Origin of the sequence: Peribacillus sp. NPDC060253 (genome assembly GCF_042727425.1) — a bacterium.
Lineage (GTDB): Bacteria > Bacillota > Bacilli > Bacillales > DSM-1321 > Peribacillus.
Window position 1 is genome coordinate 1 of sequence record NZ_JBHXAS010000117.1, and the last position, 14,303, is coordinate 14,303.

The 14,303-nt window shown below is 40.4% G+C and carries 10 protein-coding genes; 2 read left to right on the forward strand and 8 right to left on the reverse strand.

From position 1 onward, the window contains the following. Window positions 1–269: 269 nt before the first annotated feature. The 4 genes from ACFWE9_RS21785 to ACFWE9_RS21800 all read right to left on the reverse strand — a co-directional run bounded on the left by ACFWE9_RS21785 (window position 270) and on the right by ACFWE9_RS21800 (window position 6,324). A complete protein-coding gene (locus ACFWE9_RS21785) occupies window positions 270–1,313 on the reverse strand; it encodes a LacI family DNA-binding transcriptional regulator (RefSeq protein WP_230158695.1) in 1,044 nt (347 codons plus the stop codon). Window positions 1,314–1,653: 340 nt separating this feature from the next. Beyond that, window positions 1,654–3,303, reverse strand: a complete 1,650-nt coding sequence (locus tag ACFWE9_RS21790; RefSeq protein ID WP_230158693.1) for a glycoside hydrolase family 13 protein — start codon at window positions 3,301–3,303, stop codon at window positions 1,654–1,656. Between the two features lie 79 nt (window positions 3,304–3,382). Continuing rightward, window positions 3,383–4,918 carry an alpha-amylase family glycosyl hydrolase gene (locus tag ACFWE9_RS21795; protein ID WP_377358752.1) on the reverse strand — a complete coding sequence of 512 codons (1,536 nt, stop codon included), beginning with the start codon at window positions 4,916–4,918 and terminating at the stop codon, window positions 3,383–3,385. A 149-nt stretch (window positions 4,919–5,067) separates the two neighbouring features. Next, on the reverse strand, window positions 5,068–6,324 hold the full coding sequence (locus ACFWE9_RS21800) for an extracellular solute-binding protein (RefSeq protein ID WP_377358754.1): 1,257 nt from the start codon (window positions 6,322–6,324) through the stop codon (window positions 5,068–5,070). 379 nt (window positions 6,325–6,703) lie between these two features. Between ACFWE9_RS21800 and ACFWE9_RS21805 the strand changes: the two genes are divergently transcribed. Continuing rightward, on the forward strand, window positions 6,704–8,455 hold the full coding sequence (locus ACFWE9_RS21805; protein WP_377358756.1) for a glycoside hydrolase family 13 protein: 1,752 nt from the start codon (window positions 6,704–6,706) through the stop codon (window positions 8,453–8,455). A 43-nt stretch (window positions 8,456–8,498) separates the two neighbouring features. Here ACFWE9_RS21805 and asnB read toward each other — a convergent pair whose 3' ends face one another. After that, entirely contained in the window at window positions 8,499–10,346 is a 1,848-nt protein-coding gene (gene asnB / locus ACFWE9_RS21810) for an asparagine synthase (glutamine-hydrolyzing) (RefSeq protein ID WP_230158685.1), read from the reverse strand. Between the two features lie 319 nt (window positions 10,347–10,665). Between asnB and ACFWE9_RS21815 the strand changes: the two genes are divergently transcribed. Beyond that, window positions 10,666–11,232, forward strand: coding sequence for a DUF2777 domain-containing protein (locus ACFWE9_RS21815; protein ID WP_230158683.1), 567 nt, complete (start codon window positions 10,666–10,668; stop codon window positions 11,230–11,232). Between the two features lie 54 nt (window positions 11,233–11,286). Here ACFWE9_RS21815 and ACFWE9_RS21820 read toward each other — a convergent pair whose 3' ends face one another. The 3 genes from ACFWE9_RS21820 to ACFWE9_RS21830 all read right to left on the reverse strand — a co-directional run bounded on the left by ACFWE9_RS21820 (window position 11,287) and on the right by ACFWE9_RS21830 (window position 14,259). Next, window positions 11,287–11,634 carry a YisL family protein gene (locus ACFWE9_RS21820; RefSeq protein WP_230158681.1) on the reverse strand — a complete coding sequence of 116 codons (348 nt, stop codon included), beginning with the start codon at window positions 11,632–11,634 and terminating at the stop codon, window positions 11,287–11,289. A gap of 133 nt (window positions 11,635–11,767) precedes the next feature. Next, the gene (locus ACFWE9_RS21825; RefSeq protein ID WP_377358759.1) at window positions 11,768–12,949 is read right to left on the reverse strand and encodes a DUF418 domain-containing protein; all 1,182 of its coding nucleotides are present in this window, start codon (window positions 12,947–12,949) and stop codon (window positions 11,768–11,770) included. Between the two features lie 35 nt (window positions 12,950–12,984). Continuing rightward, a complete protein-coding gene (locus ACFWE9_RS21830; protein ID WP_377358761.1) occupies window positions 12,985–14,259 on the reverse strand; it encodes an MFS transporter in 1,275 nt (424 codons plus the stop codon). Between the last annotated feature and the right edge of the window lie 44 nt (window positions 14,260–14,303).

Here is a 14,303-nt window from a genome sequence, read left to right on the forward strand (position 1 = left end):
GGACACCCTTGCATTAAGCTAACCATTACTACTGCCTTCATGGTTCGGGACTCACACCCTATAGATTGCACCCATGCCGGGCGCACGAAAAAAGCAGTGGATTTCGAATATTGAAATCCACTGCTTTTCTTTTTCTATTGACGGTTAACACGGAAATATAATAAGAAGTATGGTAAGGGGTGCAGGCCTCGAACGAATGATTCTCATTTAAAAGATTCAGACTACAATTCCAGCAAAAAATCATTACTTTTCATGCAATGCCCTTTCGATTAATAAGACATGGCCATCGACCCTTGCTTGATGGATCTGCAAGAATGTCTTTCCACGAAATGATGCGGAATGATTGACCCAGAAGGAGTATCCCCAGTTTGCAGCATCTGAATGATTCCCTTAGCGGCCTGATATCCTAAATCGAAGATATTAATATCAACTGAAGTCAGGGCAGGTAATGATAGTTCAGAGAAAAGAACATTATTGAAGCTGACGATGGACATTTCTTCGGGAGTGCGTACACCCATTTCGCGAAGAGAATGCACGATGCCAAGAGCCATAAGATCATCACTGACCACCAATGCGGTTGGTGGTTCATCGATGGTTAGTAATCTTTTCGCAGCTGCTTGTCCGCCTTCATGCAGAAGGTCTTCGTGCAAGATGTATTCACTTCTAGGAGCGATTCCTACCCTTTTTAATGCACGTTCGAATCCTAATAAGCGATCAAGTGTCATAACAAGGGTTACATCGCCGCCGATGAATCCAATCCTTTCGTGCCCTAGCTGAATGAGGTAATCCGTTGCTTGTTCGGCTGCCAGAACATTATCATTATCGACATATGTTATCTCCTCGATAAAATCATAGGGTTTTCCAATGATGACAAAAGGAAAATCCCTTGCTCTCAAATAGGTAAGAATTTGATCGTTCATCCTTGAATACATCAGGATTATGCCATCAACCATCCCCCCCTGCACCATATTGACGACCCCTTCGTAGATTTCATCTTCTGTTTTTCCCGTGCCCAGCAATAGTGAATAGTGGTTTTCCTGAGCCCCTTCACTAAGACCTTGGAGAATTGTAGGAAAAAAAGGATTTTGATAATAATCATTTGACGAACTTGGAAGAACCAAGCCAATGATCCTTGTTGACTGATTAGCAAGACTGCGTGCGATGAAATTCGGGTGGTAACCTAATTTTTCCATAGCCTTACGCACTCGTACCTTTGTTTTTTCACTTATCCGAGGATTATTTGCAATCACTCGAGAAACTGTCGAAGGAGCAACTTTCGCCAGCTGTGCCACATCTTTTATCGTGATGGCCATGCACTTCCCCTCTCCCTTCTTTAGCCTTTATTGACTTCATTCATAATAAAGTGAATACCAATAAACACTTCTCTAATAAATTTTATATTTATACATTTGTACGTATTCATAATACACTCAGTTCAATAGTTATATCCATACTTTTTTTAATGTTTGTTGAATTTTTCAGAAAATACATACTTTTCCGTTTTTTTGTCTCTTTTTTTTAAAATCAAAAAGAAGCTGATGTTGGATCAGCTTCTAAAAAAACGGAAGGTCTATTGGGAATAAAGAAGTCAGACGACTAACTACATAGGTTTTTCGCTAATTTCCAATCAAATCCATAGAAGTGGTTTACAGATCAATAACGATAAATCCTCGTTTCATATGGACGTAAATCAATAAGGGAGCCCTCAGGACACTCCTTATAATTCGCTAGCAAAAGTTCCATTCCCCCCCAATAGGAAAGGTCGATTTGGTGGTGATTCACACTAAAGTTACACACTACCATCACTGAATTTTCATTCATATTTCTTGTATAAATATAAAGTTCAGGGTGATCTTCCCATAATAATTCATATTCCCCATATACAAGGACCTGATGTTTTTTTCGAAGTTCAATCATCTTTTTATAAAAATGATAAATGGATGACGGGTCATTCTTCTGCTGTTCAACATTAATGGCCCGGTAATTGGAATTAACCTTCATCCAAGGCGTTCCGTTTGTGAATCCACTATTTTCCTTTTCATTCCATTGCATGGGTGTTCGTGAATTATCACGGCCGCTATGCCATATTATGTGCATAATCTCATCATGTGGACGACCTTTGGAAGTCTCAATCCGGTAAAAGTTTTTCATTCCAACATCATCATAATCATCAATTGAATCAAATTGGACATTCGTCATACCTATTTCCTGACCTTGATAAATAAAAGGTGTCCCTTGCATGAAAAAATATAAAGCCCCAATCATTTTTGCGCTTTCCAACCAATATTGATGATCATTTCCCCAGGTGGATACACTTCTCGGCTGGTCATGATTTTCAAAAAACAAAGCATTCCACCCTTTGTTTTTCAGTCCCTTTTGCCATTTGGTCATTGTGCGCTTTAACCCCTGAACATCAACATCGTGATTCTGTCCCCTATTCCAAAGCCCAAGATGTTCAAATTGAAATATCATATTGAACTTCCCATTCGTTTCCCCGACCCATTCTTCCGCCTGCTCAATCCGGACGCCATTGGCCTCACCGACCGTCATGATATCATACTTAGAGAAAGTCTCTTCTTTTAATTCCTGAAGGTAATCCAGAATCCCATCCTGATTGGTGTGCATTTCAAACGCAGGTACATACTGATGCCAATAAGGATTGGGCATATCCGGCAGGCCTTCACGCTTATGAATATGCGTGATCGCATCAATCCGGAAGCCATCGATTCCCTTATCGAGCCACCAATTGACCATTTCATATAATGCCTGTCGCACATCAGTATTTTTCCAGTTTAAGTCTGGCTGCTTTTCGGCAAATAAATGTAAATAGGATTGATTGGTCCTTTCATCGAATTTCCAGGCACTTCCGGAAAAGATACTTTCCCAATTATTAGGCTCACGACCGTCCTGCCCATCCCTCCATATATACCAATCCCGTTTCGGATTATCGCGGGACGAACGTGACTCGACGAACCAGGGGTGCTCATCACTTGTATGATTCAGAACAAGATCGAGTATCACCTTCATCCCACGTCCGTGAACATCCTTCAATAACAGATCAATATCTTCGATCGAACCGAATTCATCTGAAACTGCTTGATAATCACTAATGTCATAGCCATTATCAGCATTGGGTGACTTATAAAATGGACAAATCCAAATAACGTCTATCCCTAAATCCTGCAGATAGTCAAGCTTTGAAATCAATCCTTTTATATCCCCAACTCCATCACCATTACTATCCATGAAGCTGCGCGGGTATATTTGATAGCAAACCGCTTCTTTCCACCAGGTCTTATTCATGCTATAACCTCCCGATCCTGTTTTCCACAAAGCCTTAGGGACAATGTTTGGCGGCTACCGACAATCGAGAGGTATATGATTATTTTGGTTGGTTCCGTTTGGAACGCTTAATAACCAAAGCAATGAATATACCAAAAATAAGAAGAACCAATCCTATAACTAACAGGTAAGGAATATTAATAATCGACTTAGGTGACAGCGTGTAGACTTCTGTCGTCTCCCTGTCGATTACGATAGAGTAGCTGTTGTCCTTACTGCGGACCAGATCTCCATTCAGCATACCTCTCAACTCTTTATTCTTTTCAAGTTCTTTATCAGTAAGATTAATCGTTTGGGTTTCAGTCGTATTGTTCATCGTGACGACAATCGTTTCATCACCATAAACACGCTTGAATACCGAAGTTCCGCCTTTCTCATATAAAAGCTCCACATCCCCTTTTGTCAAAGCTGGGTACATGTCTCTAAGATCTGAGAGCTTTGTAATATATTCCACCAATTCCTGTTCTGTCTTAAAATTCATCAATTTATGATTATCCGGGGCAATGTCGCCATTTAATGCAATTTCCGATCCATAAAATACGATTGGCACTCCCGGCATCGTATAAAGATATGACAACGCCATCTTCCATCTGGAACCTGGGTTTTCATTATGATGGGCTGCATCCTTTGTAAAACGGGGCATACCTTGAGTGTCCATGAACAATGCCTGAGGAGTACTTCCTCCAAATTCATCTTCACTCTTCGTAAACGCTTTAAAAACTGGCTTCAATTCTTTATCGGGAGCAGCAAACGCTTTCCGTAACTCCACATTTTGTGGATAAGCCATAAATGCACCGATCCCTGTCTCCTTGTAGCTTGATATCAATTCGGCATCCCCTTGAACATCGCCTATTGTATAAAAATTTGATTTTTCAGATTTGACTGCATCCACGAATTCCTTCCAAAAATCTTTTGCTACGTATTGGACTTTATTTAAACGGTATCCATCAATATTCGTTTCAGTTATCCACCATTTGGCAGCATCAAGTATATATGCCCGGGTTTCCTCATTGTCTTGATTCAAATCCGGAAGTCCATCGACCCAGCCTGTTTCCAAATCCTTTTGATTAGCGTCCTTGGAAATCTTTTTTTCTTCATGGAACCAATTCTCTTTATCATGATCGTTCAGCCAAGATGAATTAGGTCCCACATTATTGGCTTGAAAATCAATGATCACTTTCATATCGCGATTATGTGCCTCTTTCACGAGTTTTTTAAATTCTTTAATCGTGCCATAGTGTTTATCTGTCTTATAAAAATCGGTCACCCAATCCCCATGATAGCCATTATCTTCATTTGCAAAAATCGGTGAAAGGATGATAGCGGTATAACCCATATCTTTTAAATAATCTAGTTTCTTCGTGACACCTTCAAAATCCCCACCATTAAACGCAGAAGGGTCATTCACATCCGCGTCTCCATTATTGTGTATATTGCCATCGAAAAATCGGTCGACCAATAATGAATATACGATTTCGTCCTTCCAAGTTCGTTGTTCTTTTTCAGCTGCTCCTACTGGAATGGCGTAAAAAAGAAGCAACGGAATTAAAGCGAGTGATAACACTCTTTTTCTCATATCCGCTCTCCTCCTAGCTATCTCTTTACGCCTTTAAGATTAGCCTTTTGCCCCCTTAAGGTCAAATCCAAATTATAAAAAACTTTACACTAAAGGGACAAATTGGAGATATCGGTGGCGGTTAATGAAATGGAAAAAACAAAACGCGATTAAAGATCTTTTTTTATCGTCTTCACCGCTTTATCCAATGCCCTTTTCGGGTTTGCTTTTTCAGTGGAGATCTCATCCATGGCAGAATTCATCGGTCCCCATACTTTATTCATTTCCGGAATATTCGGCACTGGTTCAGCGTATTGTAATTGTATGCTTAGGGCTTGTGCATTTTCATTTTCATTGAAGGCTGCATTGTGTTTGATTGATTTATTTGGAGGGATTTCCCCTGTTTTTTCATAGCGCTGCATAGCATGATCGTCGTTTGTCATATATTCCACTAACTTGGTGGACCAGTATGGGTGTTTTGTGAACGCTGTTACATGCCAGCCTTTGATTTCCAGTAACGTTTTCATCGGCTGACCATTAGATAATTCAGGCAGTGGGGCAATTCCTATATCCGTTCTCTCGGAAAACGAGTTACCGTCACTTAAGAAAGAAGCCAAATTCCCTTGACTAAACATCTTTTCGATCGCTGACTTGTCGCCTGTTGGAATCAAATCCGCTTGATACCATTTTTGGATGTACGTTGCCCCTTTTATTGCACTCTCATTATTTAAACCAATGTCCGAAGGGTCTAGATTTCCATTCTTATCTCTAAATATATAACCTCCCATTCCAGCCATGACTCCATAAGCATCATGAAAATCATTCCATTTGGCATAGTAACCATACATTTTTCCTTTTCTTAATTTCTTTGCCATTTCATAAAGATCATTCATAGTTTCAGGAGCTTTAGCCATTAACTTTTTATTGTAGATAAAAACGGATGTGTTTACGGATTTCGGCAATCCAAATACCTTATCTTGATACATTTCCCCCCTGATTGAGGATTCACTGAAGGCATTTAATACATCATCATTCACCTTCACTTCCTGAATCAGACCTTCTTTCACGATTTGCCCAACTTTTTCATGAGAAAAAGTTACGACATCCGGGGCCTTTCCGTTTCCGATTGGTCCATCCCGACGAAGTCGATCATACATCTCGTTAGCTAATTCTAACTCTTCATACTCGACTTTGATTCCATATTTTTTTTCAAATGATTCAATCACAGGTTTAAGGGCCTCTGCTTTACCTTTTTCCTCCCAAATGATTAATTTTTCCGGCTTCGCTTCATGGCTAGCTTCATTGTCGACTTTCTTATTTTCCTTTACGACTTTATTTTCCAAATCCGAACTGGATCCACAAGCACTTACAATAATAATCAGGAACATGGACATGAACAAATGAAAAATCAGCTTCTTCACTTTCATTCTCCTTTTTAAAATGTTTATTCTATCATGTCCAAAAGCAGTAAATTGTTTTCAATACTGTTTGTCAGTTCAGGAAAACAAATAAATCCGCATTCATGAAAGCGATACCAAAGCTATTGTTATCATTATATGAGCGCCTTTGGTTTTTACAACATTTTCCTCAACGTATTTATTTCCTTGTAGTGAGGAATACTTTTTGTTATTTTTTAGTTAATAGGTGCTTCCTTCAATAAGAATTGGGTATATAACCATATTGAAAAAAACAGTTAATCCAGGCTAATTTCAACTACATAGAGAACTCTCCCCAAAAAACAGCCTGAAGTTCCCTTTTTCAATTTCACTTCCCCAAAATACACTTATAGAATTGGAGTGGTTTTTAATGGAATTTTCATCCATACACCATAGACCTAATGACAATTACGCCTATACCATCAACAACGAAACCCTACATATCAGACTTCGCACGAAAAAACAAGATATCTCATCAGCCGGATTGATTTTTGGGGATCCATACATATCAGATAATGGACAATGGCAGTATGAGGAACAACCGATGAGTTTATCCGGCAGTGATATCCATTATGATTATTGGCATATTTATGTGAAGCCTCCCTACCGAAGAATTCGATATGGGTTCAAAGTCATTTCAGAAAATGAAAGTGCCATTTACACGGAAAAAGGCTTTTTTAAAGAACCTCCAAGAGATCCCGGGAGCTATTTCGCCATCCCTTATCTTCATCAAAACGAAGTATTCGGAGCACCCGAATGGGTCAAAGATACAATTTGGTATCAAATTTTTCCCGAACGATTTGCGAATGGGAACCCTGACAACGATCCAGAAGGTACAAAACCTTGGGGTAGTGAAGAACCGACCGTAGATAATTTTTTTGGCGGGGACTTCGAAGGAATCATTGAACATTTAGATTATTTAGAAGGGCTTGGCATTAACGGGATCTATTTTACGCCAATCTTCCATGCTTACTCTAACCACAAATACGATACGATTGATTATCGGGAAATTGATCCGCAATTCGGGTCAAAGGAAACATTGAAAGCACTAATAAATGAATGCCATAAACGGAATATCCGCGTCATGCTGGATGCCGTATTTAACCATAGCGGCTTCTATTTCCCCCCTTTTCAGGATTTACTCGAAAAAGGAGAGAATTCGAAATATAAGGATTGGTTCCATCCACACAGCTTTCCTCTAAAAGGAGGGGAAAGGCCAAATTATGAAACATTCGGTTTCTTTGAATCGATGCCAAAATTGAATACAGCAAATCCAGAGGTGAAGGAATATCTGCTCGAAGTCTCAGCCTATTGGATCAAGGAGTTCGATATAGATGCCTGGCGATTGGATGTGGCCAATGAAGTCGACCAACCATTCTGGCGTGAATTTAGAACGACGGTTAAAAACTTAAAGCCTGATCTTTATATTCTTGGTGAAATTTGGCATGATTCTATGACATGGCTTCGCGGCGATCAGTTTGATGCCGTCATGAATTATCCTTTTACCAACCAAGTATTTCGCCTGGTCGCTTCACAAACCATTAATGCCCGCACGTTTATCGAAGAAATGACAGCCATTTACCAAAGTTACCCGACTAATGTTTTTGACGTGACGTTCAACCTTCTCGGAAGCCATGATACCCCCCGGATTTTCACGGATTGTGGGGAAGATCTAGCTCGGGCCAAGCTCATCCATGCAATCCTCTTGACTTTCAATGGCAGTCCCTGTATTTACTATGGAGATGAAATCGGCTTGACCGGAGGCATGGATCCAGGGTGCCGAAAATGCATGGTCTGGGCTGAAGAAAAACCAAATACCGAGCTTTTCAATGAAATTAAAGCATTGATCACATTACGAAAAGAAGAACGATTACTTGCAAATGACGGCAAGTTCAAATTCCTTGATACAGCCGGAAACGAAAGTATCGTTGCCTACCAAAAATATAATGGAGAACGATCTGTCGTGATCCTGATTAATCCGACGGATGTCAAGCAATCCTTCACCCTCCCTTTTGACTTGAAAGGGCGTACACTGACGGATTTAAGAACAAAGGAAACAACGCAGGAAGGCCAATTTGAATTGGATGGCTACCAATATAAAATTATCGCATTCAATCATTGAGAAAAGGAAAACGGGGCAAAGATTTTATCCTGCCCCGTTTTTTTCAATCTATTATCTGGATATCATATTCTTTGAACCACACATGGGTTTGTGCCAAGTTAGCCAGTAACTGAGGACCCGACATCAATTGCCCGAACCACGGCACTTTAAAGGCGGCACCTTTGGAATCAACAATATCCGTTAGCTTCTGTTTATCGAAAAACTCATGCAGGACCGAATTTTTGTCCGTCAGTAAGTCTTTCAACCATCCCTGCACACGGTCTGTATATATAGGGTTATGAGTTTTGGGATATGGACTTTTTTTCCTATACAATACCTCATCCGGTAACAACCCCTCCAACGCTTTCCTCAGTATGCCCTTTTCACGATTGCCCTCCATTTTCATTTCCCAAGGTATGTTCCACGCATATTCCACAAGGCGATGATCGGCAAATGGCACACGGACCTCTAAACTGGCCCCCATACTCATCCGGTCCTTCCGGTCAAGAAGCGTAGTCATGAACCATAATAAATTCACGTAGAAAAGCTCCCGGCGTTTAGCTGCTACACCGTTTTCGCCTTCCAACTTAGGCGTTTCTGCGAGGGTTGTCAAATAGGCTTCCTGCGCGTATTCTTCCAACTTCAATTTCTCACGCCACCCAGATTTCAATAAAGATACCCGCTCCTGGGTCGATCTCATCCAAGGAAACCCAGCACGATTCAAATCATCTTCCCGATGAAACCATGGATAACCGCCGAAAATTTCGTCGGCACACTCACCGGATAGGCCCACGACAAAATCCTGCTTGATTTCCTTACAAAACCAAAGTAATGAAGAGTCGACATCCGCCATGCCGGGGAGGTCTCTGACAAGAACAGCTTCTGTTAAATAATCCGTTAATTGTTCTTGAGTGATAATTGATGAATGGTGTACCGTGTTAAAGGTATCCGACATCTTTTTAATCCAATGCCCATCAGAGTTAGGCTGAAAATCATTTGCCTTAAAATAACGCTCATTGTCTTCATAATCAATCGAATACGTATGAAGCCGCCCTTTCCCTTCTTTTTGATACGCGTTTGCAGCAATGGCCGTAATCGCGCTTGAGTCAAGCCCTCCTGACAAGAAGGTACAGAGAGGAACATCTGATACAAGTTGCCGCGTCACTGCATCTTCGACAAGGAAGCGTACCTTCTCGGCGGTTTCATCAAGGGTATCATGATGTTCTTCACTTTTTACATTCCAATATCTCCAGATTCGGAGGCCTTTCCTTGATAAGGTAAGTGCATGGGCTGGCCTTAATTCCTGGACATTATGAAATACACCTGAACCAGGCTTTCGGGATGGACCAACACCAAAAACTTCAGACAGCCCTTCACGATCAATCTCCGTTTTAACATCCGGATGGGCTAGAATCGACTTCAATTCCGATCCAAAAATGAACCCGCCGTCCCTTTCCGCGTAAAAGAATGGCTTTACGCCCATCCGATCCCTTCCAACGAATAATTTCTGCTCCTTTTCATCCCAAATCGCAAACGCAAAAATCCCATTTAACAGGTCTACGCATTTTTCTTTCCATTCTATATAAGAAGTTAGTAAAACTTCTGTATCAGAATGACCGTTAAAGGAATATCCTTTTAATAATAGCTGTTTACGAATATCCTCGGTGTTATATAGCTCTCCATTATAACAAAGTGTATATCTGCCGTTTTTGTGATTTTTCGTCATCGGCTGTTTTCCGCCTTCCGCATCGACAACCGTTAACCGTTTATGACCAAAGGCAACATGGGCTTCGCTCCAAACATTATCTTCGTCTGGACCCCGCTTTGCCAACGTTTTCGTCATGTTTTCTAGTGTTTTCGTTTCTGCCCGTAAATCTTTTTGAAAATGCACCCAGCCTGTTATCCCACACATTTTACACTTCATCCTTTCTATCGGGACTATTAAAAAAATTGGCTCCCTGTCTTAAAAAGATTTACCGTCCCTCATTTCTAATTCGAAGACCATTGCAAAAAAAAAGTTAAGTATTGATCAGTATCATTCCGTAAGAACCCCTGCCCATCAGCGCCCGACGTTGATAATGAATTGTTGAGCAAAGAATCCCGTGTTAAACATAGCCTATGCAAAGACGGAAAGATGGTTATTTGTCCATAATATTTTAAAATATACAGTTATATTTTCATTGTATTTTGACTAAAAAGTAGGTGAGGATTCCACTATTGGAGGTATATGTATGAGTCAGCAACAACGAACCAAGTTAATGAATAGACAAACGAGAGCTTTTACCGAAGGAACAGTGGAAAATATCAATCAACAATGGATTTTTTTCGATGATGAAACCGATGAGGCATGCTCCATTGAAGACCATGTTGATGGCATCATTGAAATTTATAGGGGTGGGCGCTGGCAGCAAGGAGTAGTAGAAGAAGAGGGAAAAATCCTGCTTCACCGGGAAATCACCTTCTTAAGGGAAAATGAGCCCATTCGGATCCGCAAAAAACTGCTCTACTCTTTTGAACGATTATTGGAAGAATTGAACGACGATTCCTTTTTCCAATTTGTAACGACCTTGAATTCGCTTGATTTTTCTATTTATGATTGTATATATAGCTATAACCAGCTCACTTTTTTAAGAGCCGTCCCCAATCAGTCCGGCGTGAACTTCTTCACCTTTGATAACGAGAACCAAATATGTCTCGTTCAGCACCATTTTTCTTATGGAAAAAAGGATCACGATCGTTTTGAATTCACCCTGAACACTGGAAAAAGGATCGTCATTGAAAAAGTGAATTCACAATAGCCTATTGAAAAAGCGGGTAAATGAGATATCCTCATTTACCCGCTTTTCATTTCTTTATTTAAAAATGTACAATCCCTGTGGCAGGGATAATCCTAAATAAAGGACGAATACAAACGCAACGATGAACAATATCCACATGGCACTTGTGCTTTTTCCTTTTTTCGTACGGACCAACACCATTTCCATCGCGGCAATCACGATGATACCAACAATCATTTTTACTGCGTAAGCACCAAAATCCGTAATCAGCATTCCGCCAGTAATGAAAATCAATAGATAGAATAAGCGCGTTATCATATGTAGTATTTTCGCTTTTGGATTTCCACTTTTAAGCATCGAATATGTGACAAAGAAAAGAATGATTCCGATAACCCAAACTGTAATATGCAAGTGTGTAGTCATTTATTTGCCCCCTCGTTCAGTTTCCCTCTCATCATATCATAGGCTTTTACAAAAAAACAAAACTAAGGTGTATCCTCTTAAGGTAAAATCAACAATTTAATGAACACCATTTACATTTCTTCTCAACTAGTCCTCACCTTCGCATATCTGGCTTTTTACCATATGTAACAAAACGCCATACATATTCAATCGGTCCGTATTTATATAGGCTCAGCCACAATAAGGAAAGCAGAACTTGCAGGCAAAACAAAGCAATAAGGAATACAAACCCTGACGTGTAAGAGACTGATCCATATAATCCAAGTCCATATGAGTAAAAAATGGACGTACATATAATGGATTGGAATAAGTAATTACTCATCGACATCCTTCCAATACACGAAAGGGGTTGGAACAGACCGAAAGCTCCAGTCTTTTCAGTCAGAAGGGTAATGGCCGTAATATAAAACATCGTCAGTAATGGTCCGCCAAAATAATCCTGAACGAATATGGTTCCAAAATGGTAGACTGTCACATATGGAAGAATCTTGAACGACAAGCCAAATAGCAAGCTTACGATCATTACCGCTTTCATTTGACGCTTATACTGAATTGGATTTTGGAGAAATCCTTGCTTTGCAACGCCAGCCCCAATTAAAAAAAACGGAAAAATCGATAAAAAAAGGATGATGCCATTAAAGGGATTATTCACCATATACCAATCTATCGCTCTTTGATTCATTATTTCCGTAAATGTACCAGATTGATAAATTTCCAACGACTGTTTCATCATCTTCGAATCAGTCGTTATCGCCACCCCTTCGCTATCAAAAATGCCCATTATAAGAAATAGTGAACCCAATATTGCAAAAGGCAGGACATAACAAAATGAGCCTAGAAGAATTAAATTCCTACCCTTCATCTTATAAAACAACAAGAATGCAAACCCAAATATAGCATAATTAATAAGGATGTCCCCATGCCAGATGAAAAAAGCATGAATGCATCCAATTACCAGTAAAAAACTTAGCCTTTTCGTAAACAGTAAAGGAAATGAAATGCCCTTTTCCTCACTCCTTACAGCTAATATGATGGCACCAAAACCGAACAGAAACGCAAATAACGGATAAAAACTGGCTTGTGCAACAACATCACTGACTCTGAACAAAACCCTGTCCCACCCTCCAGACCAGCGTTCTGCACCGTCTATATACAAGAGCGGAGAGTGGAAAGAAGGCATATTCACTAAAAAAATTCCTAAAATGGCTATTCCCCGTAAAACATCGATGCTTACAATCCGTTTACTTTCCTGCAACGGTGCCATCGTAACTTTCATCGGTTCACCTGCTTTCATCCATATTAACGCCGCATTTATACCCTCATGGCATCATCTTTAACCACTGAAGCCGCTTTTTGCTTTTTTATTAGTATGACAAACAAGCTGCCCAATAAGCAAAAGATTCCTGCAAGGAAGAACGCCCATGTATAGGAGTTGAATAGTTTAAAGGTAAGCCCTCCACCGTACGCCGCCACAGCTGCACCCGCCTGATGGGCCGCGAATATCCAACCGTATACAATCCCGCTTTTCTCCACACCAAAAACTTGCCTTGAAATGCTAATGGTTGGAGGCACAGTTGCTATCCAATCCAATCCGTAAAATACAGAGAAGATGATCAATAGGGTGATTGAGCCCTCATTTAGCGCAAAAGGAAGTAAAACGAGGGAAGCCCCTCTTAGTCCGTAATACCAAAACAACAACCAACGGTTATCAAACCGATCGGATAGCCACCCGGATACAGTCGTACCAATCAGATCAAAGATCCCCATGAAAGATAGCAGTGATGCTGCCGTTACAACAGGCAATCCAAAGCTAATGCAGTAAGAAATGAAATGGGTCCCGATCAACCCGCTCGTTGAAAGTCCGCATATAAAAAAGCTTCCTGCCAATAACCAGAATTCTTTTACTCTCACTGCTTCAATTAATGATTGAAAAGCCATGGTAATGGGGTTCTTCTTTTGGGCTGTAACAGCCTCCTGACTTTCCTCTTCTAATCCATATGGAAGAGTGCCAACTTCTTTCGGATTATTTTTCATGAATAATAGGATGATTGCCAACATGATCAAGCTAAGGACCAAAATTAATCCAATCGCCCATCGCCACGAGTGATTCTCAATGATGATGGCTAAAACCGGAAGTAAAATGAGCTGACCTGTAGCCGTACTTGCCGTCAGTATCCCGACCGCCAGCCCCCTCCTCTTCTCGAACCAACGATTTGCCACATATGGGCTCAATACCGTTAAAAACACTCCAGAACCCAATCCAATGATAATTCCCCAAATTAGAATGAGCTGCCACTCATGCTCCATGAAAAAAGTGAGGAAAATCCCTGCCAATAAAGTTGACATGCCTAATACCATCATTTTCTTTAATCCAAGCACTTCAATTAGAGCTGCCATGAATGGACCGGATAATCCATAAAGAAAAAGGCTTATAGCGAAGGCTAAAGAAATGACGGACCGGTCCCACTCGAACTCATTTTCAAACGGTACGATGAATACTCCTGATGATGACCTAACGATCCCGGCTACAATGATCGAGAAAAATGTAATGATTAATATGACCCAGCTATAATGAAAACGTCTCAATGTCCTTCCCCACCATCCTAATATAAGAAAATATAAATTATAAT

Excerpts from the sequence above, each read along its gene's own strand:
- ACFWE9_RS21820 (WP_230158681.1), bottom strand. The coding sequence starts at position 11,634 with ATGACTACACACTTGCATATTACAGTTTGGGTTATCGGAATCATTCTT.
- ACFWE9_RS21795 (WP_377358752.1), bottom strand. The coding sequence starts at position 4,918 with ATGAGAAAAAGAGTGTTATCACTCGCTTTAATTCCGTTGCTTCTTTTT.
- ACFWE9_RS21785 (WP_230158695.1), bottom strand. The coding sequence starts at position 1,313 with ATGGCCATCACGATAAAAGATGTGGCACAGCTGGCGAAAGTTGCTCCT.
- ACFWE9_RS21805 (WP_377358756.1), top strand. The coding sequence starts at position 6,704 with ATGGAATTTTCATCCATACACCATAGACCTAATGACAATTACGCCTAT.
- ACFWE9_RS21825 (WP_377358759.1), bottom strand. The coding sequence starts at position 12,949 with ATGAAAGTTACGATGGCACCGTTGCAGGAAAGTAAACGGATTGTAAGC.
- asnB (WP_230158685.1), bottom strand. The coding sequence starts at position 10,346 with ATGTGTGGGATAACAGGCTGGGTGCATTTTCAAAAAGATTTACGGGCA.
- ACFWE9_RS21800 (WP_377358754.1), bottom strand. The coding sequence starts at position 6,324 with ATGAAAGTGAAGAAGCTGATTTTTCATTTGTTCATGTCCATGTTCCTG.
- ACFWE9_RS21815 (WP_230158683.1), top strand. The coding sequence starts at position 10,666 with ATGAGTCAGCAACAACGAACCAAGTTAATGAATAGACAAACGAGAGCT.
- ACFWE9_RS21790 (WP_230158693.1), bottom strand. The coding sequence starts at position 3,303 with ATGAATAAGACCTGGTGGAAAGAAGCGGTTTGCTATCAAATATACCCG.